Below are 21,622 nucleotides of genomic sequence, written 5' to 3'. Positions count from 1 at the left end.
CCGAAAGCGGCGTACGGCCCCCGTCGCGCCGTCGCGGTGCCTCGCGTCAGTCCTTGGCGTACTTGTCGGTGCGCGCCGGGTCGCGCAGGACGGCGGCGTGGCCGACCGTGATGTCGGCGACGTGGGTGCCCAGGATGCTCAGGTGCAGCGCGTTGGCGTAGCCGCTGGTGGCGCGGGGGTCGAAGTGGTGGGTCGGGCGGCCCTTGGCGTCGGTGGTGACCTGCTCGTTGAAGACGGCGGTGAACAGCGGGGGCAGGTTGCGGTCGTCGGGGACGCGCACGCCGAAGTTGGGCGGCAGGACCGCGGGCAGCGGCTTGATCTTGTGGCCGGCGATCGAGAGGTAGCCGCCGTCGGAGGAGACGTCCATGGCGACCGGCTTGCCCGGCTCGGCCTGGGCGGTCACCTTGACGTTCTCCAGGTGGACGCCGACTGGGGAGAGCTGGACGCCGTCCTTGAAGCCGGGGATGCCGGGGATGTAGGGGTGGCCGGTCTCCAGCATGGCCGCGCTGGTCTCCGCGTACACCGCGCCGCGCTGGGGCACCGGGTCACCCGAGGCGTCGATCCGGGTGTGGCCCAGGGCGCGGGAGCTGACGCCGACGCCCTGGCCCGCGTGCAGGTTCACGCCGAGTACCCGCAGGTCCACCACCTCGCCGGGCAGGGTCTGCGCGGACGAGGGCACCCCGTCCGCGCTCGGGTAGCGCGCCTCGACGGAGGTGGAGTCGGCCAGCAGCCCGCCCTTCTTGATCACGCGCAGGGCCCAGGCGTCGGCCTGGACGCAGTCCTCGGTGTCGATGACCGTGCCCCAGTCCGCCACCGGGTCCGGGATGGCCCGGGTACCGGCCGCGCCGGCCGGTGCGGCGACGGCGGCGGTGACGGCCAGCCCGAGTCCGGCGGCGACCAGCAGCCGCGCGGCACGACGGGAGGCGGGGGAAGACGAAGGGGTGACGGCGCGCATGGGCGGGTTCCTCTGCTGCTTCACCACGGGGAGCCGGGCGGGCCCCTCCGTGGAGCGGTCTGTGTGAGGTGAGCCTGACCCGGCCCCGGCACACCCGCACGCCCACGACCCCATTCGGGGACATCACTCACCGTGACCGGGCGCGGCGGCGCGCCAAGTCAGGACCTTCTGCCCGTCCGCCACGGCTGTTCGGCAAGCTCCTGGGGCCCGACGCCGATCTAGTCTGGTCTGTATCTGGTCTGTCCATGCGGAAGCCCGCCTCCAGCTCGCGCACCGCTCTCCGGCCCGCGCGCGACACCGGTTGGTGACAGACCGTCAGTAGCGGATCAACACCCCCGTACAGGAGACGAGTCGGAGAACATGACCACTCCCCCTGCGCGTTACCAGGACCTGGCCGACGACCTCGTCCAGCGCGTGACCCGGCGCCCCAGCACCCTGTCGCCGCTGTTGCGCGGCCTCGACGCCTGCGCCATCGCCCAGCACTACCACGTCCCGCTCCCCACGGCCCAGTTCGTCCGCCGTGCGGCGCTGACGCGCTTGCGGCGCAGGGCCGTACGCGCGCGCAGGTCCCCGGCGGACGACGCCAACGGGGGCGGACGGGGCGCCACTTCACCGGTTCTCTGCGCGACGCCCTCGCGGGCGCCGCACGAGACGGTGGCGGACGATCTGCGCGCACGCATCGGACGGGGCGAGTTCCAGGGGGCGTTGCCGTCGCGGCTGCGCCTGTCCACCCAGTACCGGGTCTCGCAGTTCATCGTCTCCCGCGCCGTGAACCTGCTGGCCGCCGAAGGGCTGCTGCTTCCGCAGGGGGCCGCGGGAACCTTCGTACGGCCGGCCACCGCGCGAGGAGCCCGGCCGTCGGCGACGTAGGGGCGTGATCGGCTCCGTACGCGCCGGGTCCGGCCGATCGAGACCCGCCGGGCCCGGTCAGTCGAGCTTCAGGCGCAGTTCGTAGCGGTCCGAGCGGTAGACCTCCCGGCTCCAGGCGAGCGGGGTCGCGTCGTCGCCCTGGAGCGAGAGCCGCGTGGTGTGCAGCACGGCCGCCGGGGGCGTCAGGCCGAGCAGGGGCGCCTCCTCCTCCCCGACGAGGGCGGCGCGGGCCGTGTAGCGGGCCCCCGCCGCCGCGTTGCCGCGCTCGCGCAGGAGGCCGAAGAGGGAGGCGGTGGAGAAGTCCTCGTCCTCCAGGCCGGGGGCGAGCTCGTGCGGCACCAGGTCGTGCGTGACGCAGACGGGCTCCCCGTCCAGGAAGCGCACCCGGCGCAGCTCGAACAGGGCCGTACCGGTGGCGACTTCGAGCTGTTCCGCCTCCTCGGAGCGGGCCGGCCGCACCCGGCACACGAGGGTGGTGGCGGTGACGGTGAACCCCAGGGCCTGGTTGAGGTCGGCGAAGCCGGGCCCCGGCGTGTCGGGGGCGTGCGTGAAGGAGACCGGGCGCACCCGCCAGCCGCGCCGGGCGGAGGACTCGATCAGGCCGTGCTCCTGGAGCTGGGTGAGGGCGCGGCGCAGGGTGACGCGGCTGACGGCGAGCTGTTCGGCGAGGAACCGCTCCGAGGGCAGTCGGCGCCCGGCCGCCAGGACTCCGGTGGCGATGGCCCGCGAGAGGGCGTCGCGGGCGAGGAGGTAGGGCGGGTGCGAACCGTCCTGGACCACGGGCTCGAGGTGCGGGGTGGTCGGCATGCGGTTACTCCTCGGGCGGCGGGGCGGGGTGCGGACGGGCCCGGCGGGAGGCCGGGGCGTCGTCCAGGGCGTTCTCCAGGTCGTACAGGTACTGGCGCCACGGTACGAGGTCCCGGTGGTGGCGCGGGTCGGTGCGCAGGCGGTCGAGTTCGGCGTGCAGCCGGGCGAGTTCGTGGTGGGCGGCGCGGCGCAGGGCGTGCAGCTCGTGCCGGTCGGTGCCGTGGGGCCCGTACGGGGTGCGGGCGTCCAGGTAGTCGGCGGTGCGCTCGTGGGCGCGGGCGAGGCGGCGGGCAAGGTCGGCGCGGTTGTTCTCCGGCCACAGCAGGTAGCCGGCGGTGAGCGCGAGGGCGCTGCCGACGAGGGTGTCGAGGAGGCGCGCCTCGGGGACCGAGGCTCCGGCCAGCCCGAGGGGGTCGGCGAGCAGCATCATGACGGGGGTGAGGAGCAGCGTCTGGAGCGCGTAGGTGTAGCGGGCGAAGGCCTGGAGCAGTGCGGTGAGGGCCACGACGGCCGTGATCCGGGGCCAGCCGGGGGCCAGGGCGCTGATCAGGGCCAGGCCGGCGAGGACGCCCGCGAAGGTGCCGAGCACGCGGGTCACGAGCCGGGCCGGGACGGTGCCGAGGCCGGGGCGGACCAGCAGGGCGACGGTGAGGACGATCCAGCCGGAGCGGGGCAGCGCGGAGAACGACGCCACCGCCTGGGCCACCGTGACGCAGAGGGTGAGCCGGAGCGCGAAGGACCAGGTGGCCGGGTCGCTCAGGCGGGTCCTCAGGGTGCGGGCGAGGCGCCGGGCGGGCGGGGTCCAGAGCGGGAGGCGGTGGCGGGGGTCGCGGGGGGTGCGGGGGTCGTCGGCGACCGTTCCGGCCCGTACGACGGCTTCGTACAGGGGGTCGAGGGCCGGGGCGGCGGGGGCCGGGGGCAGCGGGTGCGCGCCGGGGACGGGCCGCGCGTCCCGTTCCAGGCCGTCGGCGATGTCGTCCAGGTGGGCGGCGTAGGCCTCGGCGACGGGCGCGGTGGCGTGCCGGGCGGCCGGGAGCGCGGCGATGACCGGGATCAGCGCGTCGAGGGCGGTGGCCAGGTACGCGGTCCTGGTGCCGGGGCGGGGGCGGGTGAGGCGGCGGCCCAGGAGCGTGTCGTGGGCGGCGTCCATGGCGAGGGTGAGCCCGTGGCGGCGGCCGGGGCCGTCGGGCGGGGCGGTGGGCGCGGGGCGCAGCAGGGCGGCCGTGGCCCGGAAGGCGGTGGCGGTGGCGGCCCGTTCGTCGCGGGCCGCGTGCCGCAGGGCGGTGGCGACGGACCAGAGCGCGAGCGGGAGGCCGCCGAGCAGGAACAGCGCGGGGGTGTGCCACCAGGGCCCGCCGGAGGGCAGTCCGATGCCCATCGCGGTGGCGAGCAGCAGTACCAGGGTGCTGGTGTTGCCGACCCGGCCGGTGCTGGACAGGAGCGCGGAGAGCAGGGCGGTGACGGCGAGGAGGAGGACCTGGGCCCAGGGGTGGCCGGAGGTGGCGTGGCCGAGGGCGAGGCCGGTGGCGCCGGCCAGTTGCGGCAGCGCGAGCGTCAGGGCGCGCAGCCGCCAGGGCGCGGAGCTGTCGTCGACGGCCGCGCCGTACGCGCCGAGGGCCGCCGCCGCGCCCAGCGCCGGCTCCCCGGCGAGCTGCCCGGCGGCGAGCGGCAGGGCGATCCCGACGGCGCCGCGCAGCACCAGGGCCCGGTCGACGGGCACGGGCGTGGGGCGCAGGATGTGGCGCAGCCAGGGCGGGGCGGCCGTGGTCCGCATCAGGCGCGCATGCCCATGGCGGTGCTGACGCGGGTCAGGGTGGCGTCGGCGACCTCGTTGGCGTGGGCGTTGCCGTCGCGCAGCACCTGGTCGACGTGTCCGGGGTCGGCGGCGAGTTCGGCGCGGCGGGCCCGCAGCGGCGCGAGGTGTTCGTTGACGGCCTCGGTGACGGTCTTCTTGAGCAGGGCGGCGCCGCCGTCGCCGATCTCCTCGGCGACGGCCCGCGGGTCGCGGTCCTGGCAGAGGGCGGCGAGGAGCACCAGCGAGGAGACCTCGGGGCGGTGCTCGGGGTCGTAGGTGATGTGCCGGTCGGCGTCGGTGCGGGCGCCCTTGAGGATCCGGGCGGTCTCGTCGGCGGTGGCCGACAGGGCGATGGCGTTGCCCCGGGACTTGCTCATCTTGCCGCCGTCGGTGCCGAGCAGCAGGGGCGCCTCGGACAGCAGGGCCTCGGGCTCGGGGAAGACGGGTGCGTAGCGGTCGTTGAAGCGGCGGGCGATGGTGCGGGTGAGTTCGAGGTGGGGCAGCTGGTCCTGGCCGACGGGCACGAGGTTGGCGCCGCAGAAGAGGATGTCGGCGGCCTGGTGGACGGGGTAGGTGAACATCAGGCCGGAGACGGCGGACTGCCGGGAGTGGGCGATCTCGTCCTTCACCGTCGGGTTGCGCCGCAGCTCGGCGACCGAGACGAGCGAGAGGAACGGCAGCATCAGCTGGTTGAGGGCCGGGACGGCGCTGTGCCGGAAGACGGTGCTGCGGGCCGGGTCGATGCCCGCGGCGAGGTAGTCCAGGACGAGGTCGCGCACGTACGCGTCGAGGTGGTCGGCCACGTCGCGGTCGGTGAGCACCTGGTAGTCGGCCACCAGGACGAACGTCTCCACGCCCGCGTCCTGCAGCCGCACCCGGCCGCGCAGGGTCCCGAACCAGTGCCCGAGGTGCAGCCGCCCGGTGGGCCGGTCGCCGGTGAGGATCCGGAAGGCGCCGGGGTCACGGGCGATCTCCCGCTCCAGCTCGACGCTGCGCGCACGGGCGGCGTCCGCGCCGGGGACGGGGACGGGTGTCTCGGAAAGGGGCTCGGCGGGCACGGGTCTCTCCTTGTCGGACGGCCGGCGGACGGGGGCTGTGCCCGCCGGGCCGGGTTCTGCGGTCGAGGGCCGGGGTGCGCCGGGCGTGGCCCGCGCGCCCCGGCCCTGCCCCCTCCACACGGCCAAGCTATACCAGATGCATACCAGACCGGCAGGGACTTACGTCCTGTTCGCGCCGCGTTGCCGCCACCTGGCGCACGGCTGGGCGTCCGGCCTCACCCGTACGGCCCAGCGCCCCTCCCCACGGCCTCCCGCAAGGCCTGCCCGGTGCGGGGTGCCGTGCACGGGGTCCCGCGGCGCCCGTGGGCGCGCTCGCGCGGCCGGGTGCGGCGACCATGGCCGGGAAGCGGCAGTCGGCACCGGGTGGGCGGTGTCCCGTACGGCGAGGAGCGCGGCGTGGCCCTGCACACCACCGACGGCGAGAGCCCGGATCCGTTCACCGACCTCTACGCGCTGCCGATCAGCGACGAGGCGCTGCCCAGGTACCGGATGCCCGAGCACCGGTCCTCGCCCCGGGCGGTGAGCGAGCTGATCCGGGACGAGCTGGCGCTCGACGGCAACGCCGCCCAGAACCTCGCCACCTTCTGCACCACCTGGGCCGAGCCCGAGGTGCACGCGCTGATGGACGCGTGCCTGGGCAAGAACATGGTCGACAAGGACGAGCACCCGCAGACCGCCGAGATCGAGTCCCGCTGCGTGCACATCCTGGCCGACCTGTGGAACTCGCCGCACGGCGAGACCACCATGGGCTGCTCCACCACCGGCTCCTCCGAGGCGGCCATGCTGGGCGGCCTCGCGCTCAAGTGGCGCTGGCGCGAGCGGCGGCTGGCCGAGGGCAAGCCGGCCGACCGGCCCAACCTGGTGTGCGGGCCGGTGCAGGTGTGCTGGGAGAAGTTCGCCCGCTACTTCGACGTGGAGCTGCGCCAGGTCCCGCTGGAGGCGGACGCGACGGGGCTGCGGCCGCACCAGCTGCGCGCGTACGTGGACGAGAACACCATCGGCGTGGTGGCGATCCTGGGCGTGACGTTCACCTGCGACTACGAGCCGGTCAAGGAGATCTGCGCCGAGCTCGACGCGATCCGGGACGACACCGGCCTCGACGTGCCCGTGCACGTGGACGCCGCCAGCGGCGGGTTCGTCGCCCCGTTCCTCCGCCCCGACCTGGACTGGGACTTCCGGCTGCCCCGGGTGGCGTCCGTCAACGCCTCCGGGCACAAGTACGGGATGGCTCCGCTCGGCGTGGGCTGGGTGGTGTGGCGCTCCCCCGAGCTGCTGCCCGAGGAACTGGTCTTCCGGGTCAACTACCTGGGCGGCGACATGCCGACCTTCGCGCTCAACTTCTCCCGGCCCGGCGGCGCCGTCGTGGCCCAGTACTACAACCTGCTGCGCCTGGGCCGGCAGGGCTACCGCGCGGTCTACGAGACCGCCGCGCGCAGCGCCCGCTTCCTGGGCGGGGAGATCGCCGCGCTCGGCCCGTTCACGCTGCTCTACGACGGTCACGGGGCGCTGCCCGCGGTGTCCTGGACGCTGACCGACCCCGCAGGGGCCGGGTTCACGCTGTACGACCTGACCGAGCGGCTGCGGGTGCGCGGCTGGCAGATCCCCGCGTACCCGCTTCCGCCGGAGCGCGAGGAGACCGTGGTCCAGCGGGTGCTGATCCGGCACGGCATCAGCCACGACAAGGTCGCCCTGCTGGCCGACGACATCCGGGCCTCGGTGGAGCACCTGCGGCGCAGGGGCGGCACGGCCGATCCTCAGCCGGGGTTCCACCACTGACCGCGAGGCCGCGCGGGGCACCGTCAGCCGCGCGGGGCACCGTCAGCCGCGCGGCAGCAGGCCCCGTGCGTACGCGGCCTGGCCGGCGTGCTGGAGGTCGTCGGAGACCACGCTGACCAGGCGGACCCCGAGGGTGACGTGCGGGGTCCAGTCCTCGTCGACGACGCGGTCGAGCGCGGCGTCGTCGAGCGTGCGCACGAAGGACAGCGTCTGCTCGTGGACGGCGTCGAGGTAGCCGAGGAGCTGTTCGGCGGTCACGTCCCGCACCGCCGCCACTTGTGCCGCGCCGTGCCCGTATCCCGTTTCCCCGGGCTCCAGTTGGAGGCCGAACCGGTCGTACCAGCCCTGCGCCGTCCACACCTGCTCCAGGCCGGCCGCGTCGGCGACGTGGTCGTCCTGGACCCGGGTGAGGTGCCAGACCAGCCAGCCGATCGAGTTGGCCGACTCGTCGGGGCGGTGGGCGAGTTGCCCGGGCGTCAGGCCCTCGACGGCGGCACCCGCCTCCTCCCGGACCCGTCCGAAGGCGTCTGTCAGCAGCTCCGCGATATCCATCTCCCCATGGGAACACGGGCGGATGGCCCACGCGCGCCGGACCGTCCGGATCCGGACCACGGTGGCGGACCCCGTCGCCGGACCCCGTCGCGGATCGCTCCTCCCGTGCCGCGCACCCCGTGCCACCGTGCCCGCGTGAGGCCGCCGCTCCCCCGCGGCCGTCACTCCCACGTGAAGCCGTCGGGGTCGGTGAACGGTCCGGTGGCGCAGCCGATCGCGAGCCGGTGCGAGCCGCTGCCGTCGGCGGGCGTGCCGAGGTCCTTGGCCAGGCCGCCGCGCTGGTAGAGCGCGAGCTTGACGGGGCTGGCGTCGCCGCCGGCGAACTCGGCGTACTTGCCGCCGAAGGACCGCTCCACGCCCAGGCCGAGCTCCGCGTAGAACTTCCTGGTCGCCTTGACGTCCGCCACGCCGAGGAGCAGCACCACCGCGTCGATCTCCCTGCTCGCGGGGCCGGTGTGCTTCTTCTCCGAGGTGGCGATCTTCCACAGGGTGCCGTCGGGCGCCTGGACGACGGCGCCGTAGCCCCACAGCGATTTCCGCGCGGGCTTCACGACGGCCGCGCCCGCGGTCACCGCCGCCTCGACGAAGGCGTCGACGGAGCCGGGCCGGGCGACGGTCAGGGCCAGCGTGAAGCCGCGGAACCCCTCGCTCGGCGCGTCGGAGGCCCGCAGCCGGACGAGGTGGTCCACGCCGAAGGCCGCGTAGAAGGCGCGGGCCGCCGGGAGGTCGGACACCTCCAGCGTGACGGAGGTGAGGGCCAGGGCGGGAGAGGTGGTGTTCACGGCACGACGTCCTTCGCTCGGTGAGTGGGTGGCGGGCGCCGTACGGGCCGGGGCCGGGGCCGGGGGTGCTGCTCGGGCCCGGTCCGGCGCCCGTCCTGCGGCGCTGCGCCCATCTCAGCGCGTGCCGGGCGCGGGGACGACCCCGGTGGGACACCGTGGGACAGTCGCGGTGCGGGTGAGCTGGGCCGATCGGCGCGGTGCGGAAAGGCCGGGGGCGGGACAGCGGCCGTGGGCCCGGCTTGGGCTCCGGTTGGGTCCGCGGGCACTGTCGGTGGGCCCGGGGCGGTCCCTACGTTCGGAAGCACCGGTGGTCGTGAGGCACCGGGCCGTCGAGCGAGCCGCCGCGAGGTGAGACACGTGAACCGCCGAACACGGTTGCGCCGGATCCGTACGAGCGCGGGACAGACCGCGGTCGAGTACCTGGGCCTGCTGGTGCTGGTCGTCGCCGTGGTGGGCGCGATGGTCGTCAGCACGGTCGGGGGCGAGGTCACCCGCTCCGCCCACCGGCAGATCTGCCGGATCCACGCGGGCGGCGGAGAGGGCGGCGGGGACTGCCCCGACGACCCCGCTCCCGCCGCCCCGGACGCGCCGGCCGACGCACCCGGTGATCCCGACGGACCGGTCGTGCCCGCCACCACCCCGGGCGGGCCCGTCGCGACCGCGGGGACCGGGGCCCCGGCCGCCGAGGGCAACGCGCTGCCCAGCCTCTGCTTCGAGCCCCGCGAGCGGTCGTCGCACTCGAACGTCAAGGTGCCCGGCAGCGGGCCGGTCGGCACGGCGGCCGCCTGGGGGTACTCGTACCTCGCGAACTTCGTCATCGACAAGATCAACAACGAGAAGAACAAGGAGAAGCGCGTCAAGCAGGCGCTGGACGACCTCTCCTACTGCATGCCGGACTACAACATCGTCATCGCGCAGCCCCACGAGGGCGACCTCCAGCAGATGGACGGTGCCGCGATGATCCAGACGGTCGAGATCAGCGGCACCACCTACCGCGTGTACGCGTTCAGGACCGGCACGTTCACCTGGGCCGACGACGCCGACCTGGGGTGGAAGAACCGTGCGTTCAAGGGCGTGTTCGAGGTCAGCGAGGACCGCCGCACGGTGACGTTCCAGGAGCCGTCGCGGCCCAAGAGAAAGAAGGACTGGAAGCCCGGGGACGAGGGCTGCCAGATCGAGGGGCAGGAGCCGCCGGACCGCGACCGCTACTACAACACGTACTCGCCCCTGGACGGCGAGGCGTCGGCCCAGGCGGTGCGGATGCTCGTGAACGACATGCGCCGCTGCTACCCCGACTACAACGTGGTGGCGATGCACTCGGAGCAGCCGTCGCACTGGGTGGACGAGCCGGACTCGTTCGTCGACCGGGCCCGGTACCGGCTCAACTCCAACGAGTACCACGACGAGGAGACCGGGGACGACATCGCTTCGGGCCGGGGCGTGTTCGACGTGTACGTCTTCGACAAGGGGAAGTTCCGCAACGACGGCGACGGCGGATACATCAACTGGGCCTATTACGGGGACGTCACGCGCGACGGCCCGGAGGCCTCTTTCGATCTTCCCGAGGCCGCTGACCTGGAGGCCGATTCCGTTCCCACCGGGACGGAGAAGGTGAATTTCAACGACGGGAAGCCCAAGTACACCGACGGCGGGCCCTATCCGGGAACGCCGTACAAGGGAAACGTCCCGGGCGACGACGCCGAACTGACGCATTCCCTGATCGACGAATACAGCCGCGCCTTCCCCGATACCAACATCATCGCCGTGAAGTCCTTCGACGACCTCTCCTTCTCGGGTGTATCGGGTCTGGAACACCTCGCGGTGGTCGACGGCGTCGACATCTTCGCGATCAAGAACGGGACGGTCGTGAACAACGGGGACGGTGGCTGGCGGAACTGGGGTTTCAGCGGCACCTACGAGCGCGAGGGCGACTCCAAGGAGGTCACGTTCACCCGCGGTGGACGGTGACACCGTCCACCGCGCGCCGCCGCGCCCGGACGGCGGTGGCGGGCGAGAGCGCGGCGGCGGCGAGCACCAGCAGCAGCACCGGCACCATCGCGGTCCGCAGCCCGTGGTGCTCGCCGAGGAGGCCGAGCACCGGGGGTCCCGCGAGCAGCGCGACGTAACCGATGCGGGACGTCAGGGCGACGCGTCCCGCCTCGTCGGGCCCGGACTCGGCGGCGGCGGAGAGGGCGAGCGGGAAGCCGAGGGCGGTGCCGAGTCCCCAGAGGAGGACGGCGCAACCGGCCGCGACCGGGGAGTCGGCGAAGGAGACCAGGGCGATACCGGCGGCGGTCAGCAGGGCCCCGCCACCGAGCACCACCGGCCGCCCGGCGCGCGCCACCACCGGGCCGCCGGCGAAGCGGCCGGCCGCCATCGCGGCGGCGAAACCGGCGTACACCAGGGAACCGGGGCCGGGCGGCACACCGTGGCCGTCGACCATCAGCAGCGGCAGCCAGTCGGTCGCGGCGCCCTCGGCCAGGGTCATGGCGAACACCACGCCGCCGATGAGCAGCAGGCGCACGTCGAGGTACGGCCGTCCCGCACGCGGCAGTTGGGCGGCGGCCTCCCCGGCTCCGGCGTCCTCGGGGGTACGGGAGCGGCGGCCGGTGCCCGGACGCAACCGCGGCGGCACCAGGGCGAACAGGGCGACCGCGACCAGGAGCACCAGGGCCAGGTGCCAGGGCACGGGGAAGCCGGCGGCGGCGCCGGCCACTCCGAGGACCGCGCCGACGACGGTGCCGAGGCTGTAGCAGCCGTGCAGCGCGGGCAGTACGGGACGGCCCAACTCTCTTTCGAGGAAAGCGCCGTCGATGTTGCTGGCCACTTCCGAGAGGCCCATGCCCGCGCCGGAGAGGAACAGCCCCAGGGCCACCACCGGCGCCGAGGAGACGGCCGCGCCCAGGGCCGTCGTACCCGTCCCGGCCAGTACGAAGGTCAGGCAGGCGACGATGACCGGCCGGGTGGAGAACCGTGCCACCAGGGCTCCGGCGGCCAGGATGCCGAGCATCGAGCCGGCCGACATGCCGAAGAGGACCAGGCCCATCTCGGCCGTGGAGGCGCCGAGGCGATCCCGGACGTCGGGGGTGCGGGTGACCCAGGTGGCGAGCGAAAGGCCGGGTATCGCGAAGCAGAGCCGCAGGGCCGTGCGGTGGCGGCGGACGCGGACGTCCGGGCGGCGGGGGCCGGGACGGGAGGGGTCCGGGCGGGAGGAATCCATGGGGCGCGGGCCTCCGGGGGTGGCGCGTGGGCGGACGTTCCCGCGCACCCTAGCGACGGTGCGCCCCCGCGTGGCCGGGAGGGGCGGGCGGGGGCGGGCCGCGGGCGCGACACGCCCCACGGGCGACACGCCGGACGGTCGTTCGAATCGTTGTCGATGGTGAACTCCTGTCCGGTGCGCCCCTGGGTCCCGTCGGTCACGCCCAAAACCCGTACGTCACATGCGTCACGGAAGAATTGTTTCTTCACATCAGCCACACGGGCCGACTACGTCCCCATGTTGCCGAACGCGACGATCAGAACCGGCCTTCGCAGCTCAGCGGGGATGGCCCCGGCGAGGCCGCACCCTTGCCCCGGAAGGGCCCCCACCGCTTCCCGGTGGCTTCAAATCGCCGGTGGCCGGAGGGCGTTGGAAGCACCCACTCGCAAATATTGAATACAAATCACACACACCCCTTCTACATATCGTGCGCGATGGTCTAGGTTGTCCGTGCTTCGGCTGCTCCGGCACGAGTCGACCAGCGAATGATCAAAAAGGCCATGCGCACGGGACCGCCACCAACCAGGTTCCCGGCGCCAGATGGTGGGGGTGATCAATTCGGGATCCCGGTAGGGGCCTACGGGTGCGGGGAGCGCCCACGGCTTCGAAGGGTTCCCGTGCGTCTCGGCAGTCCGGCGGCACATGCGGGTCCGCTACCGCCCGGGTGAGCTGTTCACAAAGCACTGAGACAGCCGGTCTTTCATGGGCGGGAGGCGGGGGCCTCCCGAGGGGAAACGGTGCGGGGGGCGGGGGCCTCCCGGGGGGAGGAACAGTGTTGGGCGAACACGTTGATCCACAGGTGGACGGGGGGGTCCCGTGCACCAGGGGGAACTAGTCAGTCCGTTTCCGTCGGCACACAGACGCGCGGCGAACGGCACGGTCATCGGCTACACCAGCGTCTGGGAACAGCGCTACCGGCGCACCGTCGTCATCAGCGACACGGTGGCCACCGCCGTGGTGGTGGCGTCGGTCGGCATCGTCTTCGGTGCCCGCGACGCGGCCAACTGGCAGGAGAAGTGGACCATCCTGGCCTTCGGCACCGGACTGCTGGTGCTGACGACGCTGGCGCTCGGCCGGGCCTGGGACCCGGCCGTACTCGGCCAGGGCGCCGAGGAGTTCCGCAGGCTGGGCCGCTCGCTGTCCACGTCGGCCGTGGTGCTGGCACTCGGCGGCATCTCGCTCGCCTCGCGGAACATCAAACTCTGGATCTTCGTCGCGATCCCGGCGGTCGCCCTGGTCACCATGACCGCCCGCTATCTGCTCCGGCTCTGGCTGCACCGGCAGCGCAAGGACGGCAGGTGCCTGCGGCCGGTGCTCGCCGCCGGCAGCCCCGCGACCGTGCGCGACCTGATCCTGCGCACCCGCAAGTTCCCGCACCTCGGCTGGCGCGTGGCCGCCGTGTGCACCACGGACGGCCTGGGACTCGACGGTGACGAGCTCGACGGCGTCCCGGTCGTCGGCGCCCTGGCCGACGTCGCGCACTACGTGCGCCGCGACGGCTACCGGGTCGTCGCCGTCACCGCGGACCCGCACTGGTCGCCGGACCGGCTGCAGCGGCTGGCCTGGAACCTGGAGGGCAGCGAGGCCGAGATGGTCGTCGCCCCGATGCTGATGGAGGTGGCGGGCCCACGGCTGCACGTCGACGCGGTGCTCGGCATCCCGCTGCTGCGGGTCAGCATGCCGACCTTCACCGGGGGCCGCCGCGCGGTCAAGGCGGTCGTCGACCGGGTCGGCGCGGCGCTGCTGCTGGTGATGCTCGCGCCGCTGATGGTGACCGTCGGGCTGCTGATCCTCGCGGACAGCAGGGGCGGGGCCATCTACCGCCAGCGCAGGGTCGGCAAGGACGGCGCGGAGTTCACCATCTGGAAGTTCCGCACCATGGTCACCGGCGCGCACAAGGCGCGCGCCGAACTGGCCGAACTCAACGAGGGTGCGGGCCTGTTGTTCAAGATGCGCCGGGACCCGAGGGTCACCCGGGTGGGCGCGGTGCTGCGCCGGTACTCGCTCGACGAGCTGCCGCAGCTGTTCAACGTACTGACCGGATCGATGTCGCTCGTCGGGCCGCGGCCTCCGCTGCCCGAGGAGTCCGCGGCCTACGGTCCGGACATCCGGCGGCGGCTGCTGGTCAAGCCCGGGCTCACCGGCCTGTGGCAGATCAGCGGGCGCAGCGACCTGCCGTGGGAGGAGGCGGTCCGCCTCGACCTGCGGTACGTGGAGGACTGGTCGCTGGCCCTGGACACGGTGATCTTGTGGAAGACCCTGCGCGCGGTGGTCCACGGGCAGGGGGCCTACTGATGCGCGGGGGGCGTCGTACGGCCGGTACGCCGAACGCGGGCCGACAGGGCCTGCCTGGGGGGAGTGAGCGGGCATGAGAGTCAGTGTCTTCGGTCTCGGTTACGTGGGCTGCGTGTCGGCCGCGTGCCTGGCCAGCATGGGGCACGAGGTCATCGGGGTGGACGTCAACCAGGTCAAGATCGACCTGGTCAACGACGGCAAGGCCCCGGTGGTGGAGGAGCGGATCGGCGAGCTGATCGCCGAGGTGGTGGCGAGCGGGGCGCTGCGCGCCACCGGTGACGTCCGCGAGGCGATCCGGGAGAGCGAGATATCCCTGATCTGCGTGGGCACGCCGTCGGAGCCCAACGGCAGCCTGTGCACCACCTACCTGGAGCGGGTGGTGGAGCAGATCGGCGCCGCGCTGGCCGAGCGCGGCGGCCGGCAGACCGTGGTGTTCCGCAGCACCATGCTGCCGGGCACCTGCCTGGACCTGCTGGTGCCGATCCTGGAGAAGTACGTCGGCGGCACGGCCGGGGTGGAGTTCGGCGTCGCCGTGAACCCGGAGTTCCTGCGCGAGGGCACCAGCGTGCGGGACTTCTTCGACCCGCCCAAGACCGTCATCGGCGAACTCGACGCGGCCAGCGGCGACGCGGTGGCGGCGCTGTACGAGGGACTGCCCGGGGAGACGTTCCGGGTGTCGGTGCAGACCGCCGAGGCGATCAAGTACGCGGACAACGCGTTCCACGGCCTCAAGATCGGCTTCGCGAACGAGCTGGGCTCGGTGTGCCAGGCGCTCGGGGTGGACTCGCACCAGGTGATGGACGTGTTCCTGGCCGACCGCAAGCTCAACATCAGCCCCGCCTACCTGCGGCCCGGTTTCGCCTTCGGCGGCTCTTGCCTGCCCAAGGACCTGCGCGGCCTGGTGTACGCGGCGCAGCGCGCCGACGTCTCGGTGCCCATCCTGTCGCACGTGCTGGCGTCCAACTCCGCGCACCTGCAGCGGGCGGTGAAGCTGGTGGAGCGCACCGGGAAGCGCAAGGTGGGCCTGTTCGGCCTCTCCTTCAAGCCCGGTACCGACGACCTGCGCGAGAGCCCGCTGGTGGAGCTCGCCGAGCAGCTCTTCGGCAAGGGCTACGACCTGCGGATCCACGACGCCAACGTCAGCCTGTCCCGGCTGCTCGGCGCGAACCGCGAGTACATCGAGAACCGGCTGCCGCACCTGGCGCAACTGCTCGCCGACTCGGTCGGCGAGGTCCTCGACCACTCCGAGGTCGTCCTGGTCGGCACCCGCGACCCCGAGGTCCTCGCGGCGCTCCCTGCCGCCGGCGAGGGCCCGGAGCTGATCGACCTCGTCCGCCTCCCCGACGCCGACGCGCGCCGGGCCGAACCGGGGTACGTGGGTCTTGCCTGGTGACGCGAGCAACACCGTCCGCAGGACGCGCCGCGCGCTGATCCTGGTGGAGAACCTGTCGGTGCCCTTCGACCGGCGGGTGTGGCAGGAGTGCACGACGCTGCGCGACGCGGGCTGGGAGGTGCACGTCATCTGCCCGCAGGGGCGCAAGCGGGACACCGAGGCCGAGGCGGTCGTCGAGGGGGTGCGGATCCACCGCTACCCGCTGCGGGCGGCCACCGGCGGGCCCGCCGGGTACCTGCGGGAGTACGGGTCGGCGCTGTGGCACACGGCCCGGCTCGCCCGCAAGGTCGGGCCGGTCCACGTGGTGCACGCCTGCAACCCGCCGGACCTGCTGTTCCTGCCGGCCCTGCGGCTGAAGCGGCTGGGCGCTCGGTTCGTCTTCGACCAGCACGACCTGGTACCGGAGTTGTACCTCTCCCGGTTCGACCGGGGCGAGGACCTGCTGTACCGCGCGGTGTGCGCGCTGGAGCGGCTGACCTACCGGGCGGCGGACGTGGTGCTCGCCACCAACGAGAGCTACCGGGACGTCGCGGTGCGCCGCGGCGGCAAGCGGCCCTCGGACGTGTTCGTGGTGCGCAGCGCCCCGCAGACCGACCGGTTCCAACCGGTCGATCCGGAGCCGGAGTTGAAGAAGGGCCAGCCGCACCTGCTCTGCTACCTGGGGGTGATGGGGCCGCAGGACGGGGTGGACTACGCCCTGCGGGCGCTGGCGAAGCTGCGCGACGAGGTCGGCAGGACCGACTGGCACGCGGTGTTCGTCGGCGCCGGGGACGCCTTCGACGCGATGGTGGAGCTGTCGCGCGAGCTGGGCCTCGCCGACCGGGTGGAGTTCACCGGGCGCATCCCGGACGCCGACCTGGTGCGCTACCTGTCCACCGCGGACGTGTGCCTCTCCCCCGACCCGCGCAACCCGCTCAACGACGTGTCGACGATGAACAAGGTCCTGGAGTACATGGCGATGGGCCGGCCGATCGTCTCGTTCGACCTGCGCGAGGCGCGGGTCTCGGCGGGCGAGGCGGCGCTGTACGCGGACGCCAACGACGAGTCGCAGTTCGCCGCGCTCGTCGCCGAGTTGCTGGACGACCCGGAGAAGCGGTCCCGGATGGGCAAGATCGGCCAGGAGCGCGTCACCGGGGAACTCTCCTGGAGCAACTCACAGAGATCGCTGCTCGCCGCCTACTCCGCCGCCTGCCGGGGCAGTGTCCCGGCAGCGGGGGACGGGCCCTCCGCCCAGGGAGGAGCCGGCTCCATTGAGTGATGACACGGTACGCCTGGTCACGGTCGGGCGGATCTTCCGTCGGCGCTGGCGCCTGCTCGTCGTCGCCGCCGTGGTCGGCGCGCTCGTCGGCTACGGCGCGTCGGTGCTGCTGTTCCCGCCGCGCTACACCGCGCTGGCCTCGGTGCTGCTGCCGGGCCAGTGGGAGGAGCGGGAGCTGCTGACGCAGGCGGAGATCGCGACCAGTTCGTCGGTGATCGACCGGGCGGCCACCACGCTCGGCTGGCCGGGCGTCCGGGGCGTCGACCTGAAGGACCGGGTGACGGCTGCGGCGTCCGACGGCAACATCATCAAGATCTCCGGCACGGCCGAGACCCCGGAGCGCGCCCAGCGGCTGGCGGACCAGGTGGCCGCCCAGTTCGTCGCGTTCGCCGCGCGGATCGGGGGCGACACCACCGACCCCGACGCGGCGTCGGGGCCCGAGGCGCTGCGGCAGAAGGTCGAGCAGACCAACCAGCGCATCACCGACCTGGCCAACGCGGCCGACCCGGGGCGGACCGTGGAGAGCGTGCAGGTCCGCACCGAGCTGGAGAAGCTGCGCACCTCGCTGCAGGACGCGATGAAGAAGCTGGACGAGTCCAACCCGGCGGCGAACAAGGCCGGGATGGTCGTCATGGGCCCGGCGCCCCGGCCCGAGGGGCAGGCGGCGCCGACCAGGACGCAACTGCTGGGCGGCGGGGCACTGTTGTTCTTCCTGGTCGCGGTCGTCGGCCACCTGGCCGCCGCGCGGGTCAACCGGCGGCTGCGTACGGAACCGGAGATCGCGGCGGCGCTGGGCTCGGCGCTCCTGGGCACCGTCGACGTGCCCGCGGAGCGGTCGGTCTCCCGGCCGCGTGAGGACGGCGCGCGGGCCCTGGTCCGGCGGCTCCTCGGCGCCGACACCCGGTGGGACCTGCCGGCTCCGCGTTCCTCGGGCGACGAGGCCAGCAGGAGGGTCCGCTACCGCCGGGTGTGCGACCGACTGCGCGAGCAACTGCCCGCCCCGAGAAGACTGCTGGTGATCGTGCCGGAGGGGGACGAGATCGCCCGGCTGGCCGCCGAGCAACTGGCCGCCGAGGCCGAGAGCGGACCGGTGCTGCGCGTCGTACGGGTCGGGGTGAGCGAGCCGCTGGTGCCGGACCGCGACACGGAGTCCGGGGCGCTGGTGGTGCTCAGCACCGGCAGCCGGACCGCCGAGGAGCTCGGGGACCTGGCCGGGGCGTGCGCGGACGCGGGGCACGAGGTGGTCGGCATCGTCGTCGCCGACGCGGTGCGGCCGCTGCCGGAGCAGCCCGCGGAGGCCCGGCGCCCGCACGCGGCGGCCGTCGCGGGCGGCGACACCGGGGGTGGTCCGGCGTGACGACGGGCAAGGCCGCCGAGTCCTCGGCCTCCGCTCCCCTGATCGACCTCCAGCCGCTGGTGGTGTCGGTGCGCAGGCGCAGGCGCCTGTGGTCGACCATGGCGCTGCTCGGGCTGCTGGCCGGCGCGGCGCTGGCGTTCGTGCTGCGGCCGGCGCCGACCGCGGTGACCAAGGTGCTGGTCGCGCACGCGGACGACCAGCCCAACGACACCGGGACGCTGATCCGCACCGACGTGCAGCTCCTGGGCACCACCCAGATCGCCGTCAAGGCGCTCAAGACCCTCAAGTCCTCCGAGATACCCGAGGACTTCATGCAGGAGTACGTGGGCACCGGCCTGACCAACAACCTGATGCAGATCGAGGTGACCGGGGCCACCGACGCCGACGCGGTGGCCCGGGCCAAGGCGCTCGCCGAGGCGTTCGTCGCCGACCACCTGGGCCGGATGCGCGCCGCCGCCGAGGCGGAGGCCGACGCCCTGATCGACCAGCGGGACCGGATGCGCACCGAGCTGGCTCAGGTCAACAAGTCGATCGGGGCCCGTACCCCGGACACCGACCCGAAGGCGTCGGCGAGCGTGGAGTCCCTCTTCGCCCGCCGGGCCGAACTCAACTCGCGCATCGCCGACTTCGACCAGCGCGCCGCCGAGGCCCGCACCGGCACGCCCCGGCTGATCGCCGGTACGCAGATCGTGGACGCACCGCGCGCGGTGCGCCACTCACTGCCGAAGGCCGTCGTCACGGACGCCGGGATCGGCCTGGTGCTCGGGCTGGTCCTCGGGGTCGCGCTTGCGGCCGTCGCCAGCGTGGTGGCGGACCGTCCGGTGCTGCGCCGGGACATCGCCTCGCACGTGGGCGCCTCGGTGATCGCCGAACTGCCCCGCACGCCCCGCTGGTCGCCGCGGCTGTGGCGGCGGCGCAGGACCCGGGTGGCGCGCGAGCGGCTCACCACGACCCTGGTGCGCACGGTGCGCGCCTCGGCGGAGCCGGTGTCGCTGCTCGAACTGGGCTGTGCGCGCACCACGGGCGTCCTCGCCCTCGACGTGGCCCGGGCGATGGCGGACCAGGGCCCGGTCGTCGTGGTGGACGGGCTGCCCGGCACCTGGCTGGCGAAGCTCAGCACCGCTCCCGGGGACCCGGCGGTGGTGGCCGACTCGGCCGCGCCCCGGGAGGGTACGGCCCTCGGCGTGGGTTCGGTGGCGCCGGGGACGGCGTGGACGGACCTGCAGTACCTGGGCACCCAGACGGTGCTCGTGGTGCGGGCGGGGCACGGCAGTGCGGCGTGGCTGCACACGGTGGCGCGGCAGCTGGCGGACCAGCGGATCCCGGTGATCGGCGTGGTGCTCGTCGACCCCGATCCGCGCGACCGGACCGACGGCACGCTGTGGAACGGGCTGTACACGGCACTGCGAAGCCAGAACGAGCGGCTGGCCCGGGAGAACGAGACGGGCCCGCGCCGCACCGAGCGTCCACCGATGTGGGCGGCTCGGGTACCGGACAGCGACCAGGAGGCACGGTAGGACATGTGTGGCATCGCAGGCGCTTACCGCTGGCCGGACGGGCAGGCCGTGAACCGGCGGCTGACCGACGTCCTGGCCCACCGGGGTCCGGACGGCACGGGCACGTACGCACATCCCGTCGGTGACGGGGAGGTGCACCTCGGGCACCGCCGGCTCGCCGTCGTCGACCTGTCCGAGACCGGCGCCCAGCCGATGGTCTCGGGCGGTCTGGTCATCACGTACAACGGGGAGTTGTTCAACGCGCCCGACCTCCGCGCCGAACTGGGGTCCCACGGGGTGCGCTTCCGGGGGACGTCGGACACCGAGGTGGTCCTGGAGGCGTGGCGGCGCTGGGGCACGGACTGCCTGCCCCGGCTGCGCGGCATGTTCGCGTTCGCCGTGTTCGACGAGCGCAGCGGCGAACTGACGCTGGTACGCGACCAGTTGGGCATCAAGCCGCTGTTCCTGCTGCGGCGCGACGGCGGCCTGGTGTTCGCCTCGGAGCTCAAGGCGCTGGCCGCGGTGACCGGTGGGTCGCTCGAGGTGGACCACGGGGCGATGGTGGCCTCGCTGCTCTACTACTGGGTGCCCGACTCGCGCTGCGCGTTCCGCGAGGCGGAGAAGCTGCCGCCGGGCAGCTGGCTGCGGATGCGGCCGGACGGCCGGGTGGAGCGCGGGCGGTACTGGAACCTGCGGGACGTCGCGGCGGAGGCGCGCGACCTGGCACGGAGCGGCACGGTCCCGGACGTGGCCGCGGTGATCGAGGAGTCGACCCGCCGGCACCTGCTCGCCGACGTGCCGGTGGCGACGTTCCTGTCCGGCGGGCTCGACTCCAGCTACCTGACCGCGCTCGCGGCCCGCCACCAGCCGGGGATCTCCGCCTACACGATCGGTTTCCGGGCGGAGGACGCCAAGTTCGAGGCGATGCCCGACGACCTGCGCTACGCCCGGCAGGTGGCCAAGCAGTTCGGCGTGGACCTGCACGAGATCGAGATCGCGCCGAACGTGCTCGAGCTGCTGCCGAAGATGACGTACCACCTGGACGAGCCGATCGGCGACCCGGCGGCGATCAACACGTTCCTGATCTGCTCGGCCGCCCGCGAGGCCGGGGTGAAGGTGCTGCTGTCGGGCATGGGCGCCGACGAGTTGTTCGCCGGGTACCGCAAGCACCTGGCGAACGTCCTCGCGCTGCGCTACCAGCGGGTCCCGGGGCCGCTGCGGCGCGGGATGTCCGCGGCCGTGGACCGGCTGCCGGTGGCCACCTCGCGGCGGGGCTTCCGCTCGGTGCGCTTCGCCAAGCGCTTCCTGTCCTTCGCCGACCTGCCCGAGGAGACCGCGTTCCGGCGCAGCTACACCATGTACGACCAGGACGAGCTCCTGGACCTGGTGCACCCGGACCTGGCGGCGTCGGTGGAGGACGTGATCGCCGAGCACGCGGACGTGTACGAGGACAACGACCTGGACGACTTCGTCAACCGCATGTGCCTGGGCGACGCCCGGATGTTCCTGCCGGGCCTGAACCTCGCGTACACGGACCGCTCCAGCATGGCCGCCTCCACCGAGGTACGGGTGCCGTACGTGGACGTGGAGGTGGTCAAGGCCGCCTTCGCGGTGCCCGGCGACCGCAAGATCGTGGGGCGGCAGGGCAAGGCGGTCCTGAAGGAGGCGGCCACCTCGGTCCTGCCCCGGGAGATCGTGTACCGGCCCAAGGGCCTGTTCAGCGCCCCGCTGCGGGCCTGGATGAGCCGGGACCTCGCGCCGCTGGTGCGCGAGGTGGTGCACGACGGGGTGCTCGTGAGCTCGGGGCTGCTGCGGCGCGAGGCGCTGGAGCGGCTCGTCGCCGAGGACGCCGCCGGGCAGCGGGACTTCTCCAAGCACCTGTGGCACGTGCTGACCCTTGAGTACTGGTACCGCGGCGCGACCTCCGGGTCCAGCCAGACCTCGCCCTTGACGGTGTAGAGAACAAGAG

At 73.6% G+C, this 21,622-nt stretch carries 16 protein-coding genes; 9 read left to right on the top strand and 7 right to left on the bottom strand.

Translation table 11 applies throughout. The features are described from left to right. Positions 1–46: 46 nt before the first annotated feature. Complete coding sequence (locus ABT160_RS33925) at positions 47–955, bottom strand: hypothetical protein (protein ID WP_351651797.1); 909 nt, start codon at positions 953–955, stop codon at positions 47–49. A 360-nt stretch (positions 956–1,315) separates the two neighbouring features. Here ABT160_RS33925 and ABT160_RS33920 point away from each other — a divergent pair, with 360 nt between their 5' ends. Continuing rightward, positions 1,316–1,825 (top strand): GntR family transcriptional regulator, encoded by a 510-nt coding sequence (locus ABT160_RS33920; protein WP_351651796.1) that lies wholly within the window; start codon positions 1,316–1,318, stop codon positions 1,823–1,825. Between the two features lie 57 nt (positions 1,826–1,882). Here the strand turns inward: ABT160_RS33920 and ABT160_RS33915 are convergent, their stop codons facing one another. The 3 genes from ABT160_RS33915 to trpS are packed head-to-tail and all read right to left on the bottom strand — an operon-like array spanning position 1,883 to position 5,485. Beyond that, complete coding sequence (locus tag ABT160_RS33915) at positions 1,883–2,632, bottom strand: GntR family transcriptional regulator (RefSeq protein ID WP_351651795.1); 750 nt, start codon at positions 2,630–2,632, stop codon at positions 1,883–1,885. Positions 2,633–2,636: 4 nt separating this feature from the next. Then, positions 2,637–4,406, bottom strand: coding sequence for an FUSC family protein (locus ABT160_RS33910; RefSeq protein ID WP_351651794.1), 1,770 nt, complete (start codon positions 4,404–4,406; stop codon positions 2,637–2,639). Beyond that, positions 4,406–5,485 carry a tryptophan--tRNA ligase gene (gene trpS / locus ABT160_RS33905; RefSeq protein ID WP_351651793.1) on the bottom strand — a complete coding sequence of 360 codons (1,080 nt, stop codon included), beginning with the start codon at positions 5,483–5,485 and terminating at the stop codon, positions 4,406–4,408. Before trpS ends, ABT160_RS33910 begins: the two co-directional genes overlap by 1 nt. A gap of 396 nt (positions 5,486–5,881) precedes the next feature. On the opposite strand from trpS, the gene gad reads away from it, so the two are divergent. Then, positions 5,882–7,261: a glutamate decarboxylase gene (gene gad, locus ABT160_RS33900; protein ID WP_351651792.1), complete on the top strand. Its 1,380-nt coding sequence runs from the start codon at positions 5,882–5,884 to the stop codon at positions 7,259–7,261. Positions 7,262–7,303: 42 nt separating this feature from the next. Here gad and ABT160_RS33895 read toward each other — a convergent pair whose 3' ends face one another. Beyond that, positions 7,304–7,813, bottom strand: a complete 510-nt coding sequence (locus ABT160_RS33895) for a mycothiol transferase (protein WP_351651791.1) — start codon at positions 7,811–7,813, stop codon at positions 7,304–7,306. A 161-nt stretch (positions 7,814–7,974) separates the two neighbouring features. Further along, on the bottom strand, positions 7,975–8,595 hold the full coding sequence (locus tag ABT160_RS33890) for a glyoxalase (RefSeq protein WP_351651790.1): 621 nt from the start codon (positions 8,593–8,595) through the stop codon (positions 7,975–7,977). A gap of 357 nt (positions 8,596–8,952) precedes the next feature. On the opposite strand from ABT160_RS33890, the gene ABT160_RS33885 reads away from it, so the two are divergent. After that, entirely contained in the window at positions 8,953–10,563 is a 1,611-nt protein-coding gene (locus ABT160_RS33885; protein WP_351651789.1) for a hypothetical protein, read from the top strand. Here ABT160_RS33885 and ABT160_RS33880 read toward each other — a convergent pair. Continuing rightward, the gene (locus ABT160_RS33880) at positions 10,544–11,815 is read right to left on the bottom strand and encodes an MFS transporter (RefSeq protein WP_351651788.1); all 1,272 of its coding nucleotides are present in this window, start codon (positions 11,813–11,815) and stop codon (positions 10,544–10,546) included. The two genes, ABT160_RS33885 and ABT160_RS33880, sit on opposite strands and share 20 nt — an antisense overlap. An 855-nt stretch (positions 11,816–12,670) precedes the next feature. On the opposite strand from ABT160_RS33880, the gene ABT160_RS33875 reads away from it, so the two are divergent. From ABT160_RS33875 to asnB, 6 genes are all read left to right on the top strand, one after another. Further along, positions 12,671–14,149 (top strand): sugar transferase, encoded by a 1,479-nt coding sequence (locus ABT160_RS33875; protein ID WP_351651787.1) that lies wholly within the window; start codon positions 12,671–12,673, stop codon positions 14,147–14,149. A gap of 73 nt (positions 14,150–14,222) precedes the next feature. After that, entirely contained in the window at positions 14,223–15,542 is a 1,320-nt protein-coding gene (locus ABT160_RS33870) for a nucleotide sugar dehydrogenase (protein WP_351651786.1), read from the top strand. Continuing rightward, positions 15,532–16,800, top strand: a complete 1,269-nt coding sequence (locus ABT160_RS33865) for a glycosyltransferase family 4 protein (protein ID WP_351651785.1) — start codon at positions 15,532–15,534, stop codon at positions 16,798–16,800. Before ABT160_RS33870 ends, ABT160_RS33865 begins: the two co-directional genes overlap by 11 nt. Further along, the gene (locus tag ABT160_RS33860) at positions 16,793–18,157 is read left to right on the top strand and encodes a polysaccharide biosynthesis protein (RefSeq protein WP_351651784.1); all 1,365 of its coding nucleotides are present in this window, start codon (positions 16,793–16,795) and stop codon (positions 18,155–18,157) included. The genes ABT160_RS33865 and ABT160_RS33860 overlap by 8 nt, the downstream gene beginning before the upstream one ends. Next, a complete protein-coding gene (locus ABT160_RS33855; protein ID WP_351651783.1) occupies positions 18,154–19,674 on the top strand; it encodes a Wzz/FepE/Etk N-terminal domain-containing protein in 1,521 nt (506 codons plus the stop codon). Before ABT160_RS33860 ends, ABT160_RS33855 begins: the two co-directional genes overlap by 4 nt. Before the next feature lie 3 nt (positions 19,675–19,677). Next, positions 19,678–21,612: an asparagine synthase (glutamine-hydrolyzing) gene (asnB, locus tag ABT160_RS33850; RefSeq protein ID WP_351651782.1), complete on the top strand. Its 1,935-nt coding sequence runs from the start codon at positions 19,678–19,680 to the stop codon at positions 21,610–21,612. Positions 21,613–21,622: the final 10 nt, after the last annotated feature.

This window comes from Streptomyces sp. NPDC001941 (assembly GCF_040296945.1).
GTDB lineage: Bacteria > Actinomycetota > Actinomycetes > Streptomycetales > Streptomycetaceae > Streptomyces.
The sequence above is the reverse complement of the archived record's forward strand: the minus strand, read 5'-3'. Positions and strand labels throughout refer to the sequence as shown.